At 53.1% G+C, this 14255-nt stretch carries 13 protein-coding genes; 7 read left to right on the plus strand and 6 right to left on the minus strand.

What is annotated here, in order from left to right:
- Positions 1 to 10 precede the first annotated feature (10 nt).
- The 3 genes from M1D70_RS04390 (at position 11) to M1D70_RS04400 (ending at position 3394) form a co-directional block, all read left to right on the plus strand.
- Positions 11 to 946 carry a carbohydrate ABC transporter permease gene (locus M1D70_RS04390; RefSeq protein WP_456289225.1) on the plus strand — a complete coding sequence of 312 codons (936 nt, stop codon included), beginning with the start codon at positions 11 to 13 and terminating at the stop codon, positions 944 to 946.
- A gap of 1 nt (position 947) precedes the next feature.
- On the plus strand, positions 948 to 1814 hold the full coding sequence (locus M1D70_RS04395; RefSeq protein WP_090912776.1) for a carbohydrate ABC transporter permease: 867 nt from the start codon (positions 948 to 950) through the stop codon (positions 1812 to 1814).
- 131 nt (positions 1815 to 1945) lie between these two features.
- Positions 1946 to 3394: an ABC transporter substrate-binding protein gene (locus tag M1D70_RS04400; RefSeq protein WP_456289226.1), complete on the plus strand. Its 1449-nt coding sequence runs from the start codon at positions 1946 to 1948 to the stop codon at positions 3392 to 3394.
- Between the two features lie 279 nt (positions 3395 to 3673).
- On the opposite strand, the gene M1D70_RS04405 is transcribed toward M1D70_RS04400, so the two are convergent.
- From M1D70_RS04405 to M1D70_RS04425, 5 genes are all read right to left on the minus strand, one after another.
- Positions 3674 to 4534: a DUF4367 domain-containing protein gene (locus M1D70_RS04405; RefSeq protein WP_456289227.1), complete on the minus strand. Its 861-nt coding sequence runs from the start codon at positions 4532 to 4534 to the stop codon at positions 3674 to 3676.
- A 76-nt stretch (positions 4535 to 4610) separates the two neighbouring features.
- The gene (locus M1D70_RS04410; protein ID WP_009591088.1) at positions 4611 to 5210 is read right to left on the minus strand and encodes an RNA polymerase sigma factor; all 600 of its coding nucleotides are present in this window, start codon (positions 5208 to 5210) and stop codon (positions 4611 to 4613) included.
- 302 nt (positions 5211 to 5512) lie between these two features.
- A complete protein-coding gene (locus M1D70_RS04415) occupies positions 5513 to 6385 on the minus strand; it encodes an aminoglycoside 6-adenylyltransferase (RefSeq protein WP_456289228.1) in 873 nt (290 codons plus the stop codon).
- A 173-nt stretch (positions 6386 to 6558) separates the two neighbouring features.
- On the minus strand, positions 6559 to 7875 hold the full coding sequence (locus M1D70_RS04420; RefSeq protein WP_456289229.1) for a glutamate-1-semialdehyde 2,1-aminomutase: 1317 nt from the start codon (positions 7873 to 7875) through the stop codon (positions 6559 to 6561).
- 81 nt (positions 7876 to 7956) lie between these two features.
- Positions 7957 to 9045: an LCP family protein gene (locus tag M1D70_RS04425; RefSeq protein WP_456289230.1), complete on the minus strand. Its 1089-nt coding sequence runs from the start codon at positions 9043 to 9045 to the stop codon at positions 7957 to 7959.
- Positions 9046 to 9175: 130 nt separating this feature from the next.
- Here M1D70_RS04425 and bcp point away from each other — a divergent pair, with 130 nt between their 5' ends.
- Positions 9176 to 9658, plus strand: coding sequence for a thioredoxin-dependent thiol peroxidase (bcp, locus tag M1D70_RS04430; protein ID WP_009591128.1), 483 nt, complete (start codon positions 9176 to 9178; stop codon positions 9656 to 9658).
- Positions 9659 to 9795: 137 nt separating this feature from the next.
- Here bcp and M1D70_RS04435 read toward each other — a convergent pair whose 3' ends face one another.
- Positions 9796 to 10644: a pirin family protein gene (locus M1D70_RS04435; RefSeq protein ID WP_009591103.1), complete on the minus strand. Its 849-nt coding sequence runs from the start codon at positions 10642 to 10644 to the stop codon at positions 9796 to 9798.
- Between the two features lie 168 nt (positions 10645 to 10812).
- Here M1D70_RS04435 and M1D70_RS04440 point away from each other — a divergent pair, with 168 nt between their 5' ends.
- The 3 genes from M1D70_RS04440 (at position 10813) to M1D70_RS04450 (ending at position 14074) form a co-directional block, all read left to right on the plus strand.
- Positions 10813 to 12126, plus strand: a complete 1314-nt coding sequence (locus M1D70_RS04440; RefSeq protein WP_456289231.1) for a polysaccharide deacetylase family protein — start codon at positions 10813 to 10815, stop codon at positions 12124 to 12126.
- A 269-nt stretch (positions 12127 to 12395) separates the two neighbouring features.
- On the plus strand, positions 12396 to 12866 hold the full coding sequence (locus M1D70_RS04445) for a DUF1641 domain-containing protein (protein ID WP_009591098.1): 471 nt from the start codon (positions 12396 to 12398) through the stop codon (positions 12864 to 12866).
- A gap of 32 nt (positions 12867 to 12898) precedes the next feature.
- Complete coding sequence (locus tag M1D70_RS04450; protein ID WP_009591109.1) at positions 12899 to 14074, plus strand: NAD(P)/FAD-dependent oxidoreductase; 1176 nt, start codon at positions 12899 to 12901, stop codon at positions 14072 to 14074.
- The last annotated feature ends 181 nt before the right edge of the window (positions 14075 to 14255 follow it).

The following is a 14255-nucleotide window of genomic DNA, read 5'->3' on the forward strand; positions in this document are numbered from 1 at the left end:
AGGGAGTCGGATGGAAGAAACGATCATGTCACAAGGCCAGGCTCTGATCGAGCCCGGCCGCCCCGCCCGGAAGGAGCATAAGCGCAAGCCGCTGTGGAGGAAGTATCTATGGGGGTATTTGTTCCTTGTCCCGGCCATTGCGATTTTTATCGTCTTTTTATGGGTGCCGATCTTCAAAGGGATCTTTTACAGCTTTTTTCATATCGATTTCGTAAAAGGCAACACCTTCGTCGGGTTCGATAATTATGCCAAGGTTCTAAGCAATCCCGACCTGCTGCTATCGGTCAGGAATACCTTGTATTTCATGCTGTTAACGCTTGTCATCGGCTTTTGGGTGCCCATCGCCGCATCCATTGCCATCTCGGAGTTGAAGCTGTTCCAGGGGTTCGCCCGGATTGCCGCGTATCTCCCGTTTGTCGTGCCCGGGGTCGTGCTCTACGGCATGTGGCGATGGATGTACGATCCGGTGGGTCCGATCAATGCGTTGTTCGGCTTCTTCGGGGCAGATCCGGTGTCGTTCATATCGGATAGCCGCTTCTCGATGGTATCGCTGGTTGTTATGGAGACATGGCAGCAATTCGGCTCGGCGATGCTGATCTATCTGGCCGGGGTGCTGAGCATCCCGAAGGATTGGTATGAAGCCGCCGAAATCGACGGTGCCGGCGTGTGGGCCCGGATTAAATACATCACGCTTCCCTCGATGCGCAATCTGATTGTGCTCATGCTGATTCTGCAGCTGATCGGCACGTCACAGGCGTATCAATCGCAGCTGGCGATGCTGGACGGCGGACCGAACAAGGCCACGCTCACCTATGCGCTCCTGACCGTAAAATATGCGTTTAACCAGCTGGATTACGGGGCCGGAACCGCGATGGGCATCTTGATGTTCCTTGTGCTGAGTTTGCTGGGCATCCTGCAATTCAAGATGAACAGGGAGGAGTACTAGGATGAAAGAGAGAGGCATTCTGTCCGCTTCGGATTTGAGAAAACCGTGGAATAAGGCGGTTTACGGGTTTATGGTGCTGTGCATTGCCGTGATGACCTTCACGATGCTGTACCCGATCGGCATGACGATGTTCAACGGATTGAAGAGCAATCAGGAAATCAACACGTTTCCGCCGCGCTTTTTTCCTTCGGAATGGCATTGGGAGAACTTTCCGAAGGGGTGGGCATACATCGATCTGCCGATGTTTCTGAAGAATACGCTGCTGATTTTCGGCGGTAATCTGCTGGTCACGATTCTGGTGCTGGGCATGGCGGCCTTCAGCATTTCCCGCATCCGGGTTCCGTATCACCGGGCCATCTATTTCTTCATTCTGATGACCTTGTTCATCCCGGCGTCGAGTTACATGATTCCGAATTTCGTCAATTTAAAGGAGCTCGGCCTGCTGAATTCCTACTGGGCCTTCTGGCTGCCGGCCGGAGCGAACGCGTACTTCTTCCTGCTGATCAAAAACTTCTTCGACGGCATTCACCCGGAGATCTTTGAGGCGGCGCGCATCGACGGCGCTTCGGAGATGAGCAGCTTCCTGCGGATCGCCATACCGTTATCCGTTCCGATCTTCGCGACGCTGGCGATTTTTACATTCTCCACGGCATGGAACGACTGGTTCTGGCCGTCGCTCGTCATGCAGACCCAGGACAAATATACGCTGGCTACGGCCATTTATAAGTATGTCATCAACGCAAGGAGCCTGGACAGCAGCGTTAAATTTTCGATCCTGTTCATGGTGATGGTGCCGCCGATCTTCGTATTTCTGGCGTTCCAGAAATTCATCATGCGCAGCGTCAGCCTCTCGGCCGTCAAAGGGTAGGGCAGCAGCGGTACACATCGTAGCCCTGCACACGATCGTCATATGAATGCACATCGTCCTTTCCGGATTTGGCTTTTATGATGGAGAGAGGAAAGGACATCATTATTTCATTAAGGAAAAGGGGAGTATCCATGCGCAAGTTCTCAGCATTACTGATCTGCTTTATGCTGTTCAGCTCCTTGCTCGCCGCATGCGGCGGCGGCAAAGCGGCGCCGGAGGTCACGAATAAAGAGGGAGGCACCGCCAATTCGGGCGGGACGGCCACGACCCAGACGGAGGAGCCGAAGGAGGATATCGCGGATCAAAAGATCACGATCAAGATTCACTATCCGCTGCCGGATGATACAACGCTGCGTCAGCAGGAGGATGATAAAATCGCCCGCTTCCAGGCGAAATATCCGAACGTGACCATCGTGAAGGACGACTGGCAGTACAGCGTCAACGAAATTGGGGTGAAGATGGCTTCGAACGAAGCGCCGACATTTTATAACACTTGGGCCACGGAGGCACAGCTGCTCGTGGAGCGGGGCTGGGTGGCCGACATTACGGAGTTCTGGAACGAATGGGAGTACAAGGACGACATGAATCCCGTGCTGCAGGATCAATTCATCGTGGACGGCAAGGTGTACGGCGTTACGCAGAACGGTTATATCACGTCTACGATCGTGAACAAGAAGCTGCTGGACGCGAAGGGCGTGCCCGTACCGCCGATGGATTGGACATGGGACGACATGTACAATACGGCGAAAGGCGCAGCAGACCCCAAGGCCGGCATCTCCGGAATCGCGCCGATGGGCAAGGGCAATGAAGCAGGCTGGAACTGGACCAACTTCCTGTTCGAAGCCGGCGGGGATATCGAAGTGAACGAGGACGGCAAAGTGAAAGCGGTGTTTAACTCGGAAGCCGGCGTGAAGGCGCTGGATTTCTACAAGAAGCTGAGATGGGAAGCAAACGCCATTCCGCAGGACTGGGCCCTCGGATGGGGCGATGCCGTCAGCTCGTTCCAGCAAGGACGGACGGCGATGGTCATTGCAGGCGCATTTGACGTGATCCAGCCGGCATTGAACGAGGGCGGCATGAAGCCTGAGGACGTGCTTGCGTATCCGATGCCTGCGATGGAGAAAGGCGGAGCGCACCACGGCATTTTGGGCGGCAACTATTTGGTCATCAATCCGAATGCCACGAAGGAAGAACAGGAAATGGCATTCCGCTATATCACGTTTGATTATTTTACGGATGATGCGCTGAAATCGGTGGAAGATACGATCAATGCCCGCAAGGCCGAGGGCAAATATTTTGTGCCGACGCCGCTGGAATATTTCAGCGACGATTCGGAGTATGCGGCGAAGGTGAAGGCGATCTACGATAAGTACGACAACGTCTATGAATACGATCCGCAGCTCTTCAGCCTGTTGGAAGGAAAGCCTGAAGCGCAATTCGGCACGCAGGATTACTATGCGGCAATGTCCAACGTGGTGCAGGAATCGTTCTCGAAGGAAGGCACGGACTCCAAGAAGCAGCTGGACGAAACGGCCAAGCTGGTTCAGGAGAATTTCTTTGATAAGATCGAGCAGAAGTAGGAGTGCGGCTACCCAGGATGGGATTGGGGAATATGGCAGTACAAAAGAGAGACGTCGGAGCGGCGTCTCTCTTTATTTTCTCATATCCTTGGCAACAGTTGCTAAAGCCGGGCGAAAGTTCAGCCCTACTCAAGCACGGCGCCTGATTGGAGTCCGGATCCCGAGACCGCCACAGGCGATTTTTTTGTATTATCTTCCACATTTACAGCGTTCCTACGAGAGAGTCATATTGTATAAAGATCGGCTATTATGACGGCCTTAATCAAAGAATCATGCGGTTTACTTGGAATCCGCCTTTGGAATGATCGTCTTGGCGATGCGGATCAGCTCTTCGGCAGCGATGTCACCCGTGGTAGCGTTGAGCGAAAACATGTAGTGATGTCCGGTGGTTGGCTCTTCATAGACCCAGTCCAGCTGCGCCAGCTGCGCCGAGTTTCCGCCGTTCCACGTTTTTTGCAGCACGTCCTGCCCGTTGATCCCGATTTTCCGGCTGGTCATGCCCATGCTCTTATCCCAGTAGGAGGTCACGCTTCCGTTGTCCCCGTTATTCAGAATGGTAAGGGAGAGTTTTTTGTTGCCGCTGGCATAATATACCGTCGAAAGCCAGAATTGATCGGAGAACTTCACCGGCATCAGGGCGTAGTCCTTCCCGGAAGCTTTGGCTTTCTCAAGCAGCTTTTTGGCGATGTCGGCTTTTTCCTGCTCGGTCAGCGGGTTCACGTCGGTCTCGCGTTCCATGTGCACGTTGGCGTTTGTGAACGTATACGTGCCCGAACCGGACAACTCCTTGGCTAGCGGCAAGCCGGGCACATTAACCATGTTTTGCAACTTGGCGAAATCCTTTACGGCATGCGGAGTGGATTTGATATCGATGACATGCTCGGGATTGTCCGGTACGACATAAATGATGGCGGCTTCGCCCGGCTCGATCTGTTCGTCCCAAATGGTGTTCATGAGATGTATGCGGTTTAGTTCCGTTTTCGAATAGCTTTTCGGCGAAGGCGCCTGAGCGTTCGATTTCTCCTCATATAGAACTTCTCCCTTGCTGTTGGTTAAGGAATGGTACTGTACTGCGGCAAATCCGGTCGAAGCGGTAAGCAGCATACCGACCATCATGAGAATGCTTACTTTGTATTTCACGAAAAATCGCTCCTCTTTAAGTTGTTTTTCCCGAATTCGGTTCATGACACGTTCCTGGAGGGCTGTCCCGGACGGTTCAACCCTTTGAAAGAGTGGTTTCAGGTCCCGGTCGTTGTCCATGCTCATTCGTTTCTTCCCCCTCGGCCATGGCGTAATGTTTGCGGAACTTGGCAGCGGCCCGCTCAAATTTTTTCCTAAGATAGGTCGTGCTTTGTTGCAAAATAAGGCTGATCTCATGATAGCTCTTGTCCTCGACGCAGCGCAGGATAAGCAGGCTCCGTTCCTCGGCGGTTAGCTTGGCCAGCGCCCGTAGCACAGACGGATTATAGTATTTGTGCTCGATGACCTGATCGACATGCCTGTTATCCTGATCCTTCTGATATAGAAAGGGGAGGTATCGGGATAGCTTTCGCTTGCGGAGCAAGTCGATGCACTGGTTGCAGGCGATGCGGTAAAGCCAGGCTTCGAAGGGCTTGTCCGGTTCGAATTTAGATAGATTGCGGTAAGCTTTCAGAAAAGCTTCCTGGGTGCAATCTTCTGCTTCGGCATAGTCGCCGAGCATGTGATAGCAATAGTTGAAGATGGTTTTATGGAATCGGTTCATGATCAGCTCATATTTGTCGATCTCTCCCTTCAAAACATCAGCAACGATCTGATGGAATGCTGGTACATCCAAGTGGTTTCACCCCTTTACAATTTGTATTACGTTTGGGCAAAGGACAAATGTGACAAATGGATTGAATCAATCTTTTTGACAGGAGAGAGCATTTGGCAAAAGCGAGTTCGAGTAGAAGTAGGGAAGGGTACGCTGCTAGGATGGGATTCTGCGGAATAAAAAAGAGACGCCGGCGTGGCGTCTCTCTGCTGACTCAATTCCTCAGCAATCGGGGCTTCATTTGGACCAGGAGTCCGTCCTCGTTAAGCCCGGCTTGCTGATTCGATATTGGGAATCAAGGGTACCGCAACGTCCTGCAAATCCTAATAGATCTCGCTCGCATCCGCCGGCAGCTGCCGGACATGCTGCAGGAAGCCCGTTACGCGCTGATCCTGCCCCATATCGTATTCAAAGCCCAGCTGTTCAGCAACATCCAGCGCCGTTTTGCGGAACAGGGCTCCCATCGTAAACAGCGCGTCCCATACATCTTCGTAGGTTCCGCGGGGATAGGTGGACATCAACTGATTCCAGCTGTCCGCAGACAGGTGGTTTTTCAAGTATTTGCCGTTTTTGCCTACGCTGAGCGAGAAATCGGTCTGTGTGCCCACCTGCCACTCCAGCATTTTCATCAGCATCGGCCGCATGATGTTGTTTAGATGGTCCTGGGCATAGAGGATTTCTTCCCGCCACAAGCCTTTGGCGACATACGTGGATACCCACCAGAACTCGTTGCAGCAATCCTCGAAAAAGGCTGCGGACGGACGCTGTACCCAGAAATCCTCGTCGGACGGAGCAGGAATTTTGGGGAAGGTTTGATCTTTATCCATTAAGATCTGGATCAGTTTGTCTTCCTTGCAGTACTTCTCCTTCTCCTCGATGGGAATCAGGGTCATGTCAATCCGGTTCCCGTCGGTAAATAACATCAGGTACGAGAACCAGCCTCCAAGATCCGGAGGGAACATGGCCATATCTTCGGGCGTCTGCAGAATCAACCGTTCCCCGAAGACGTCGATCCAGTTCGGATCCTGGATAAAGCTCTCCATATCCGTAACATGAAAGCTGATGTCGTAATCTTGAAAAATATCCTTCGGGACGTTAGGGTTCGTTCGGGAGCCTTCCAGGGTCACGGCCCGAACCCGCTCATCGCGGGCTGCATAGCCCAATACCAAATCCATCATTTCTTGCTCGCTTCTCATAAGTTCGGAGCCTCCGTATTCATATTTGGACTACCGATGATTCGAATCGAACAGGTCAGGAGGTCCACGGATCCGGACCGTAGAAGCATGGCATGGATGTGGAGCAGGTTATAACTTGTTCAACAGCTTTTTCATGAGGAAATCTCCTTTCGCGTCCTTTGAATTTATCTAGGTTAATTCTTCATGGCCTTAAAAGATTCCTCCGCGGCCTCAAGCGTTGCCTCGATGTCCGCATCCGTATGGGCCGTGGTCATGAACCAGGCTTCGTATTTGGAAGGGGCCAGGTTCACGCCGCGGTCCAGCATGTGGCGGAAGAAGGCCGCAAAGGCTTCGCCGTCGGTATCCTGCGCTTCGTCATAGTTCGTTACCGGATGATCGCAGAAGTGCGTGGAGAAGGAGCCTCGGATGCGGTTGATCGTGAGCGGAACGCCATGGCGGTCTGCGGACGCTTGCAGGCCTTCCGTCAATTTGATGGTCAAGCGCTCCATCTCCTCATACACGCCTTCGCCCTGCAATACCTCCAAGCAGGCGATTCCGGCCGCGATAGAGGCCGGATTGCCAGCCATGGTTCCCGCCTGATAAGCCGGGCCGAGCGGAGCAACCTGCTCCATCACGTGTTTCCGGCCGCCGTAAGCGCCGATCGGCAGTCCGCCGCCGATGATTTTGCCCAGAGCCGTAAGATCCGGCTGAATCGCCTCGTGATTGGCCAGACCCGCATAGGTTTGGGTGGATCCGTAATGGAAGCGGAAGGCGCTGATAACTTCGTCATAGATGACCAGCGACCCGTTGTCGTGCGTCATCTGGCACAGGCCTTCGAGGAATCCCGGCTTCGGCATGACCATTCCGAAGTTGCCGACGATCGGCTCGACCATCACGGCGGCCACATCTTCGCCCCATGCGTCGAGGGCAGCGCGCAGGCCTTCCAGATCGTTGAAAGGAACGGTAATGACTTCCGTGGCAATGCTGGCCGGGATGCCGGCGCTGTCCGGAATGCCGAGCGTGGAAGGCCCGGAGCCCGCAGCCACGAGGACCAGATCGGAATGGCCATGGTAGCAGCCGGCGAACTTGATGATTTTGTTGCGCTTGGTGTAAGCGCGGGCGACCCGAATCGTGGTCATGACGGCCTCGGTGCCGGAATTGACGAAACGTACCTTGTCCATGGACGGGATGGCTTCCTTCAGCATTTTGGCCAAGGTAATTTCAAGCTCCGTCGGCGTTCCGTATAGGGTGCCGTTTTGGGCAGCCGCCGTGATCGCCGCCGTAATATGCGGATGGGCGTGTCCGGTAATGATCGGGCCGTAAGCCGCCAAGTAATCGATATAACGGTTGCCGTCCTCGTCCCAGAAGTGGGCTCCGCTTGCGCGTTTCATGAAGACGGGGGCACCGCCGCCTACGGCTTTAAACGAACGGGAGGGGCTGTTTACGCCGCCTACGATATGCTGCAGCGCTTCTTGGTACAGGGCTTCGGAACGGTTTCTTGAGGTTGGCATGATAATAAAACTTCCTTTCTTCATGAAGCAGGACAGGAAGCTAGATTGACGTAGCGCCCTGTCCTGATTGCTGTAAGTGTATTAGTTGCGATCCGTTGTCGCAGATGGTGTTGCGGAGCTTTCAGAGTCGCTGTTCTCGGAGTCGGTATTCCCGGTATCGGCGTTCCCGGAATCACCTTCCGTGCCTTCGCCGCCTTCGGTCTCAGGCTCTGGCGTCGGCGGGTTCATGATGTCTTGGATATACTGCTTCAGCGTATCCGGATTTCCGACCGTTAAGACGGCGGCGCCGCCGATATGTTCTTCCTTCAGGAGTTTCATCGGTGGCACCTGCTCGCTGCCGCTCATTTTGCTCTTGTAGGCGACGTTCGCAAGCTTCCACATATCCTCGACATCGAGATTCGTATCAATATAAGGGCTGACGGACTTCAGGATGTCCGGAAGCTTCATGATGGAAGTGGTGGTCTGCATTTTCTTGGCCACGGCCTTCAGGAGCTCGCGCTGCCGCTCGGTGCGGGTGAAGTCGCCCATCGCATCATAGCGGAACCGGACGTATTGCAGTGCCGCGTTGCCGTCCAGATGCTGCATGCCTTGCTTCAAATCGATGTCGTACTCGTTCTTGTCGGCTTTACTTGAATAACTCATGTCCTTCTCCACGTAGAAATCAACCCCGCCGACGGAATCAACCAGCTTCATGAAGCCCTGGAAATCCGTATAGACGTAGTATTGAATCGGTATGCCCAGCAGATCGCCTACCGCCTTCATGGCCGTGTTCGGGCCGTGCGTGATGGCCGTATTGATACGGTTTCGGTCATACCCGGGTATTTCTACGTAAGTATCGCGCAGAATAGAGAATAAGTGCATTTTCTTTTTTACGGGATCAATCGAGGCAACAAGCATACTGTCGGAACGAGGAATTTCCCCTTCCTCGAAACCGCGCGCATCGACGCCCATCAGCAGAATGTTAACCGTCTCCTTGCCTTCCCACTCCGGCGGGGCAGGGACTTTGGCATCCACCTTCTCGATTTCCCGAAAAGGGGAGGCTTCGCCTGTTTTCTGAAGACTTTGCAAGCCGTCATAAAACGAGGCCGCATAATAGATGCCGTAACCGATGACGGCGGCCAGTATGATGCTGACACTCCATATAATCGTCTTCTTTGTTTTTTTGGTCATTGGGTTCTTCCTTTCGGATTACGCTGATGAATAAATTCGATAGAACATTTGAACATTCGACATTCATTCTATTATAATTTTTTTCGAAAAGACAATCAATTTTACGGGCCTAAAGTCCGTATAGCAGGAGTTGAGCCTTATCGCAGACCAAAAGCAGTTGAAGATTGGAAGCAAGGTGCCGGATTTTTCACTCCCGGCTTCGAACGGGGAGAAGGTAGCATTAAGCGATTATCGTGGGCGTAAAGTCGTGCTGTTCTTCTATCCGAAAAATATGACCCCAACCTGCACCGAGGAGGCTTGCAGCTTCCGGGACAACTATGGTGCGTTGGAGCAAGCCGGCGCAGTCGTGATCGGAATCAGCCCCGATCCGCTGAAATCCCACGCCAAATTCATCGATAAGCATAGCCTGCCCTATTTGCTCTTGTCTGATGAGGAGCATAACGTAAGCGAAATGTTCGGCGTATGGCAGATGAAGAAGATGTTCGGCCGTGAATATATGGGTATTGTACGCTCAACCTTCTTGATTGATGAGAAGGGGAAGCTGGCCGGCGAGTGGCGGAAGGTGAAAGTGAAGGGCCATGTCGAAGCGGTTCTCGCAGCCGTGCTGTCATAGCTATATATGAAGAACGGTCCCTCGGCATGCCTGAACAGGCATGATAAGGGACCGTTTTTTGTAATATATCTTGCAAGCAGGGACCTCGAATGAGGGGCTTATCACCTAAATCAGAGGATTTGGCCAGCCTGAATGAATCAGAACTTCAAGAACGTACCCGTCCGATATTCGCGGAAGGCCTCGTTCACTTCTTCCTCCGTGTTCATGACGAAGGGACCGCGGGCTGCCACGGGCTCCCGCAGCGGCTCGCCTGCGTACAGAACGAAGCGAAGAGGCTCCGCAGCCGCTGCCCGTATTTCGCTAGGTTTTCCGTCGACTCCAGCGCCCAGCCACAACACCTGGCTTTTAGCCGCGTTTACGCCATTGCCTCCGAAGGTTCCGCTGCCCTCAAGGATGTAGATGAAGCCGTTATAACTGCCGGGCAGGTCCTGCGCGATGGAAGCGCCGGGCTCCAGCAGCACCTCGACCATCGTGACCGGAACATGATTTTCGGTGGCAGATACGACATCGCCGGAAGAACCGGAGAAGACTCGCACAACCGCGCCATCCTCTTGTCGGATCGGCATATCCGCGCCTTTCAGGTTCTGGTAGCGGGGAGTCGCCATCTTCTGCTCGCGGGGCAGATTGATCCAGAGCTGGAGGACGTGGGCCGTTACGCCTTCTAACGGCACTTCGTTGTGGATGACGCCGCTTCCCGCCGTCATCCACTGCACGTCTCCAGGCCCCAGCACGCCGCCCTTGGAGAGGCTGTCATAGTGTTCAACGGTTCCATCGATGACAAAAGTAACGGTTTCGATTCCCCGATGGGGATGGTCGTCGAATGAACCGGCCTGGAACTTGTCCTCCATCATCCCGAGAAACGGATCGGCTTTGCTCCAGTTTCCGAATTCGATGACGGGTCCTGAGGCATGGATGGAGCTGTGGCGCCGAAGAACGACATCCCGGACTTCCGTAATATCACGCTGAATGACCGCTAGGTGGTTCATATGTTCTATCATCCCTTCCGAGTTCTGTATTTGAGTTCAGTTTACTAGTAATGTGACTAGTAATCAAGGGGGGGAAGAAAATATCAGATTCTAGTCTTTTTTTGAATCGCCCTCCATATAATCTATCAGGAAGCCGAACTCATAGAAGCGATGGAGGTAGAGTTAATAATGAAAAATATGGTGCGGGTTACATCGATAGCGGTATTCTTCGGCGTTGTGGCAGTGCTGATCATGATCGGCATGGGACTTGAGGTTCAGGCGCCGATGGCAGAATATGCGGAGCAGGCCCCTTTAGCAGCGGCATCCCTGACAGCAGTGCCGGAGCAGAATGTTCAAGCAAAGACCCGGGAGGCAAGCAAGCCGGTCGCTATCAATGCATTCAAGAAACCATCGGCCGTGAACGCCGCACCTGTTCAATATAAGAAGAAGCCTAGCGACAAAACGGTATACCTGACATTTGATGATGGACCATCGGATTTAACGCTCGAGGTGCTGGATATTTTGAAGCGGGAAGGAATCAAGGGCACGTTTTTTGTATTGGGCAAGGAGGCGGAGACCCGTCCCGAAATTATCAACCGCATCTATGAGGAAGGCCATGTGATCGGGAATCATACATATGATCATCGTTATGACGAGCTCTACGGGCATTTTCAGGATTTCTGGGGACAGATCAAGAAAACCGAGGAAATCATCCGTTTGATTACAGGGGAACGGCCGCAGCTGGTCAGAGCTCCCGGGGGGACGGCAGGACATTTTGACGAGGCCTATTTTCAATACATGAAGCAGGGGGGATATCATGTATTCGATTGGAACGTCGACAGCGGCGATTCCAGGTATAGGGGCGTCCCGGCTAAAGACATCGTAAAGGGGGCTACCACGAAAGTGAACGGCAAGGAGGCGATCGTGCTTCTCCATGACGGTAAAGGCCATGCCGAAAGCGTTAAGGCTCTCCCGGACATTATTTCTTATTATAAAAAGCAAGGCTATGCCTTTGACGTACTGTCTCCGGAAACCGAGCCCGTTCAATTTCGTGCTCAGCAGACCGCCCGCAAGGCTTCACAGCCTTCACAGCAGTGGATTCGCGAGCACGTCGCCGTCAACGCCGCGCTATTCGGGACAGGGCGAACGCTGGCCGTGGAATTCGGAGGGCTTGAAACCGCGTTTGCGGCAGGCGAATACAAGCTGGTCGACGGCCGGTTGATGGTTCCTCTGCGCGCTTTGGTGGAGCGGCTTGGCGGAAGCGTATCCTGGAAGTCTCACAACAAGACCGTGCAGGTGACGCTGGCAGGGAATCGCTGGGAAGCCGACCCGGTGGGAGGCTTGCTGTTCCCCATGCAAACCGGCGGCAAGCCGGTGTCCTCCGATGTTCATTTAATCGGCGGCACCGCTTGGATTCCGCTTCGGGAAGCGCTTGACTTTTCCGGTCGACCTGTTACAAGAGTGACATATGAAGAAGGCGAGTATCGCGTTCTAACTTTGTAGTCGAAAATTGTATTTTATGTTTGTAATTATGCTTCACAAGTTATAGACTAGTACTTAGAGATATTTATCACAATCCCTAAGATTGTTTCAGATAAAGGAGGGGGAAGGTTCCCCCTGCTTTATTTTTGGCGATAGTGAGTCACCCATAAGTTCGCACTTTTGTAAGTGATGCATAATAGATACCGGTTATCCCAAAATTAAAGCTAGCCGGTACGATCGTCGCCAAGTTCATCTTGGGAATTCACTTAAAGAAAAGGAGGCAATTCATTATGACAGAAACATCTTCCCCACAGCCGTCCGAAACTCCGGAAAATGTTGTAGGAAACCAAGAAGCTGCGGCGTCCAGCCGTCCTGATGTGCTGCTCGAACAACTGCTCAAGCCCGAGGTTCAGGAATCCCTCACAACTCTCGTGGACAATCTTCCAAAACTTACGGAAATGCTGACCGTCATGACTAAGGCGTATGACTTCGGTAAATCCGTAGCTACGGATCCCGTGCTAGCGGAAGACACCATGGCTTCCCTGAGCGGATTCGCGAAGCCGATCACGACAACAGCAAAAAGCGTTGCATCTGCAGCCATCGAAGCCGGAGACCGCGTACATGCTCAAGGCGACCAAGCTCAGATCGGCGTATTTGGTCTGATGAAAATGCTGAAAGATCCTCAGGTTCAAAAGGGTCTTCGCTATGCTCAGGCTTTTTTGGACGTTCTTAACGAGCGCGACCAACAAAACAAGCGTTAATCCATAAATCATACGAAGAACGGAGGATGGTCATGTCTAAACATATTTTAATTTTGGGCGGAGGCTATGGCGGCTTGCTTAGTGCGCTTTCTGCACGCGAGCATTTTGGTGCTGCCGCAAAAATCACGCTGATCAACCGTTTCCCAACCCATCAGATCATTACGGAATTGCACCGTCTGGCAGCAGGCAACATCGCAGAGAAGGCAGTAGCTTTGCCGCTCGACAAGCTTCTGCGCGGCGCGAACGTTGACCTGCGCATCGGCAACGTTAAGGAAATCAAGCCGGATGAGCGTTCGGTTTCCCTCGACGACGGCGGAAACTTCACTTATGATGCCCTGGTTATCGCACTGGGCAGCGAAACGGCATTCTTCGGCATTCCGGGACTGCAAGAGAACAGCTTCATTCTGAAGTCCGTGAACGATGCTAACCGTCTGCGTGCTCATGTGGAGTCCCGCATTGCGGAATACAGCAAAACCAAAAACAAAGCGGACGCTACCATCGTGGTTGGCGGCGGCGGCTTGACAGGCGTTGAGCTTGTTGGCGAATATGCCGATATGAGAAGCGAGCTGGCTCGCAAATACGGTATCGACCCACAAGAAATCACGCTTTATTGTGTTGAAGCAGCTCCTTCCATTCTGCCGGGCTTCCCAGCTGAATTGGTTGACCGCGCGACAACAAGCCTGCAAAAACGCGGCGTGAACTTCCTGACCGGATTGCCGATTACCAAAATGGACGGCACAACCGTTGAACTGAAAGACGGCAGCACGATTGAAACCAGCACCTTGGTATGGACTGGCGGCGTACAGGGCAACTCCGTTGTGGCTAACTGCGGCATCGAAGTCAACCGCGGACGTGCGGTTGTCAACGAATTCCTACAATCCGCTTCCCATCCTGACGTATACGTTGCCGGCGACAGCGCGGTTGTTATGGGACCGGAAGGCCGTCCATACCCGCCAACGGCACAGCTGGCATGGCAAATGGGCGAGCTGATCGGCTACAACATCTTCGCTCAATTGAACGGCGGCGCACCGGCTTCCTTCAATCCGGTATTCTCCGGTACGCTTGGCAGCTTAGGACGTAAAGACGCCATCGGCACCATCGGCGCCAACAAAACCCAATTGAAAGGTCTGCCTGCAACCTTGATGAAGGAAGCAAGTAACATGCGTTACCTGTCTCACATCAACGGTTTGTTCACGCTGGCTTACTAAGCCTCAGAAGGCGACATTATATCCAAATACAAGAGATGGACCCGGAATTATTCGGGTCCATCTTTTTTTATTGCGCAGCCCAAACATAAGCGCATGGACTTAGGGACAACGTCAGGAAAACATAATACGATGGATACACCCGAAGCGAGGATGCAAGCAGGGAAGGGATTCCCGGGCGCCG

Source organism: Paenibacillus sp. AK002 (assembly GCF_053903045.1).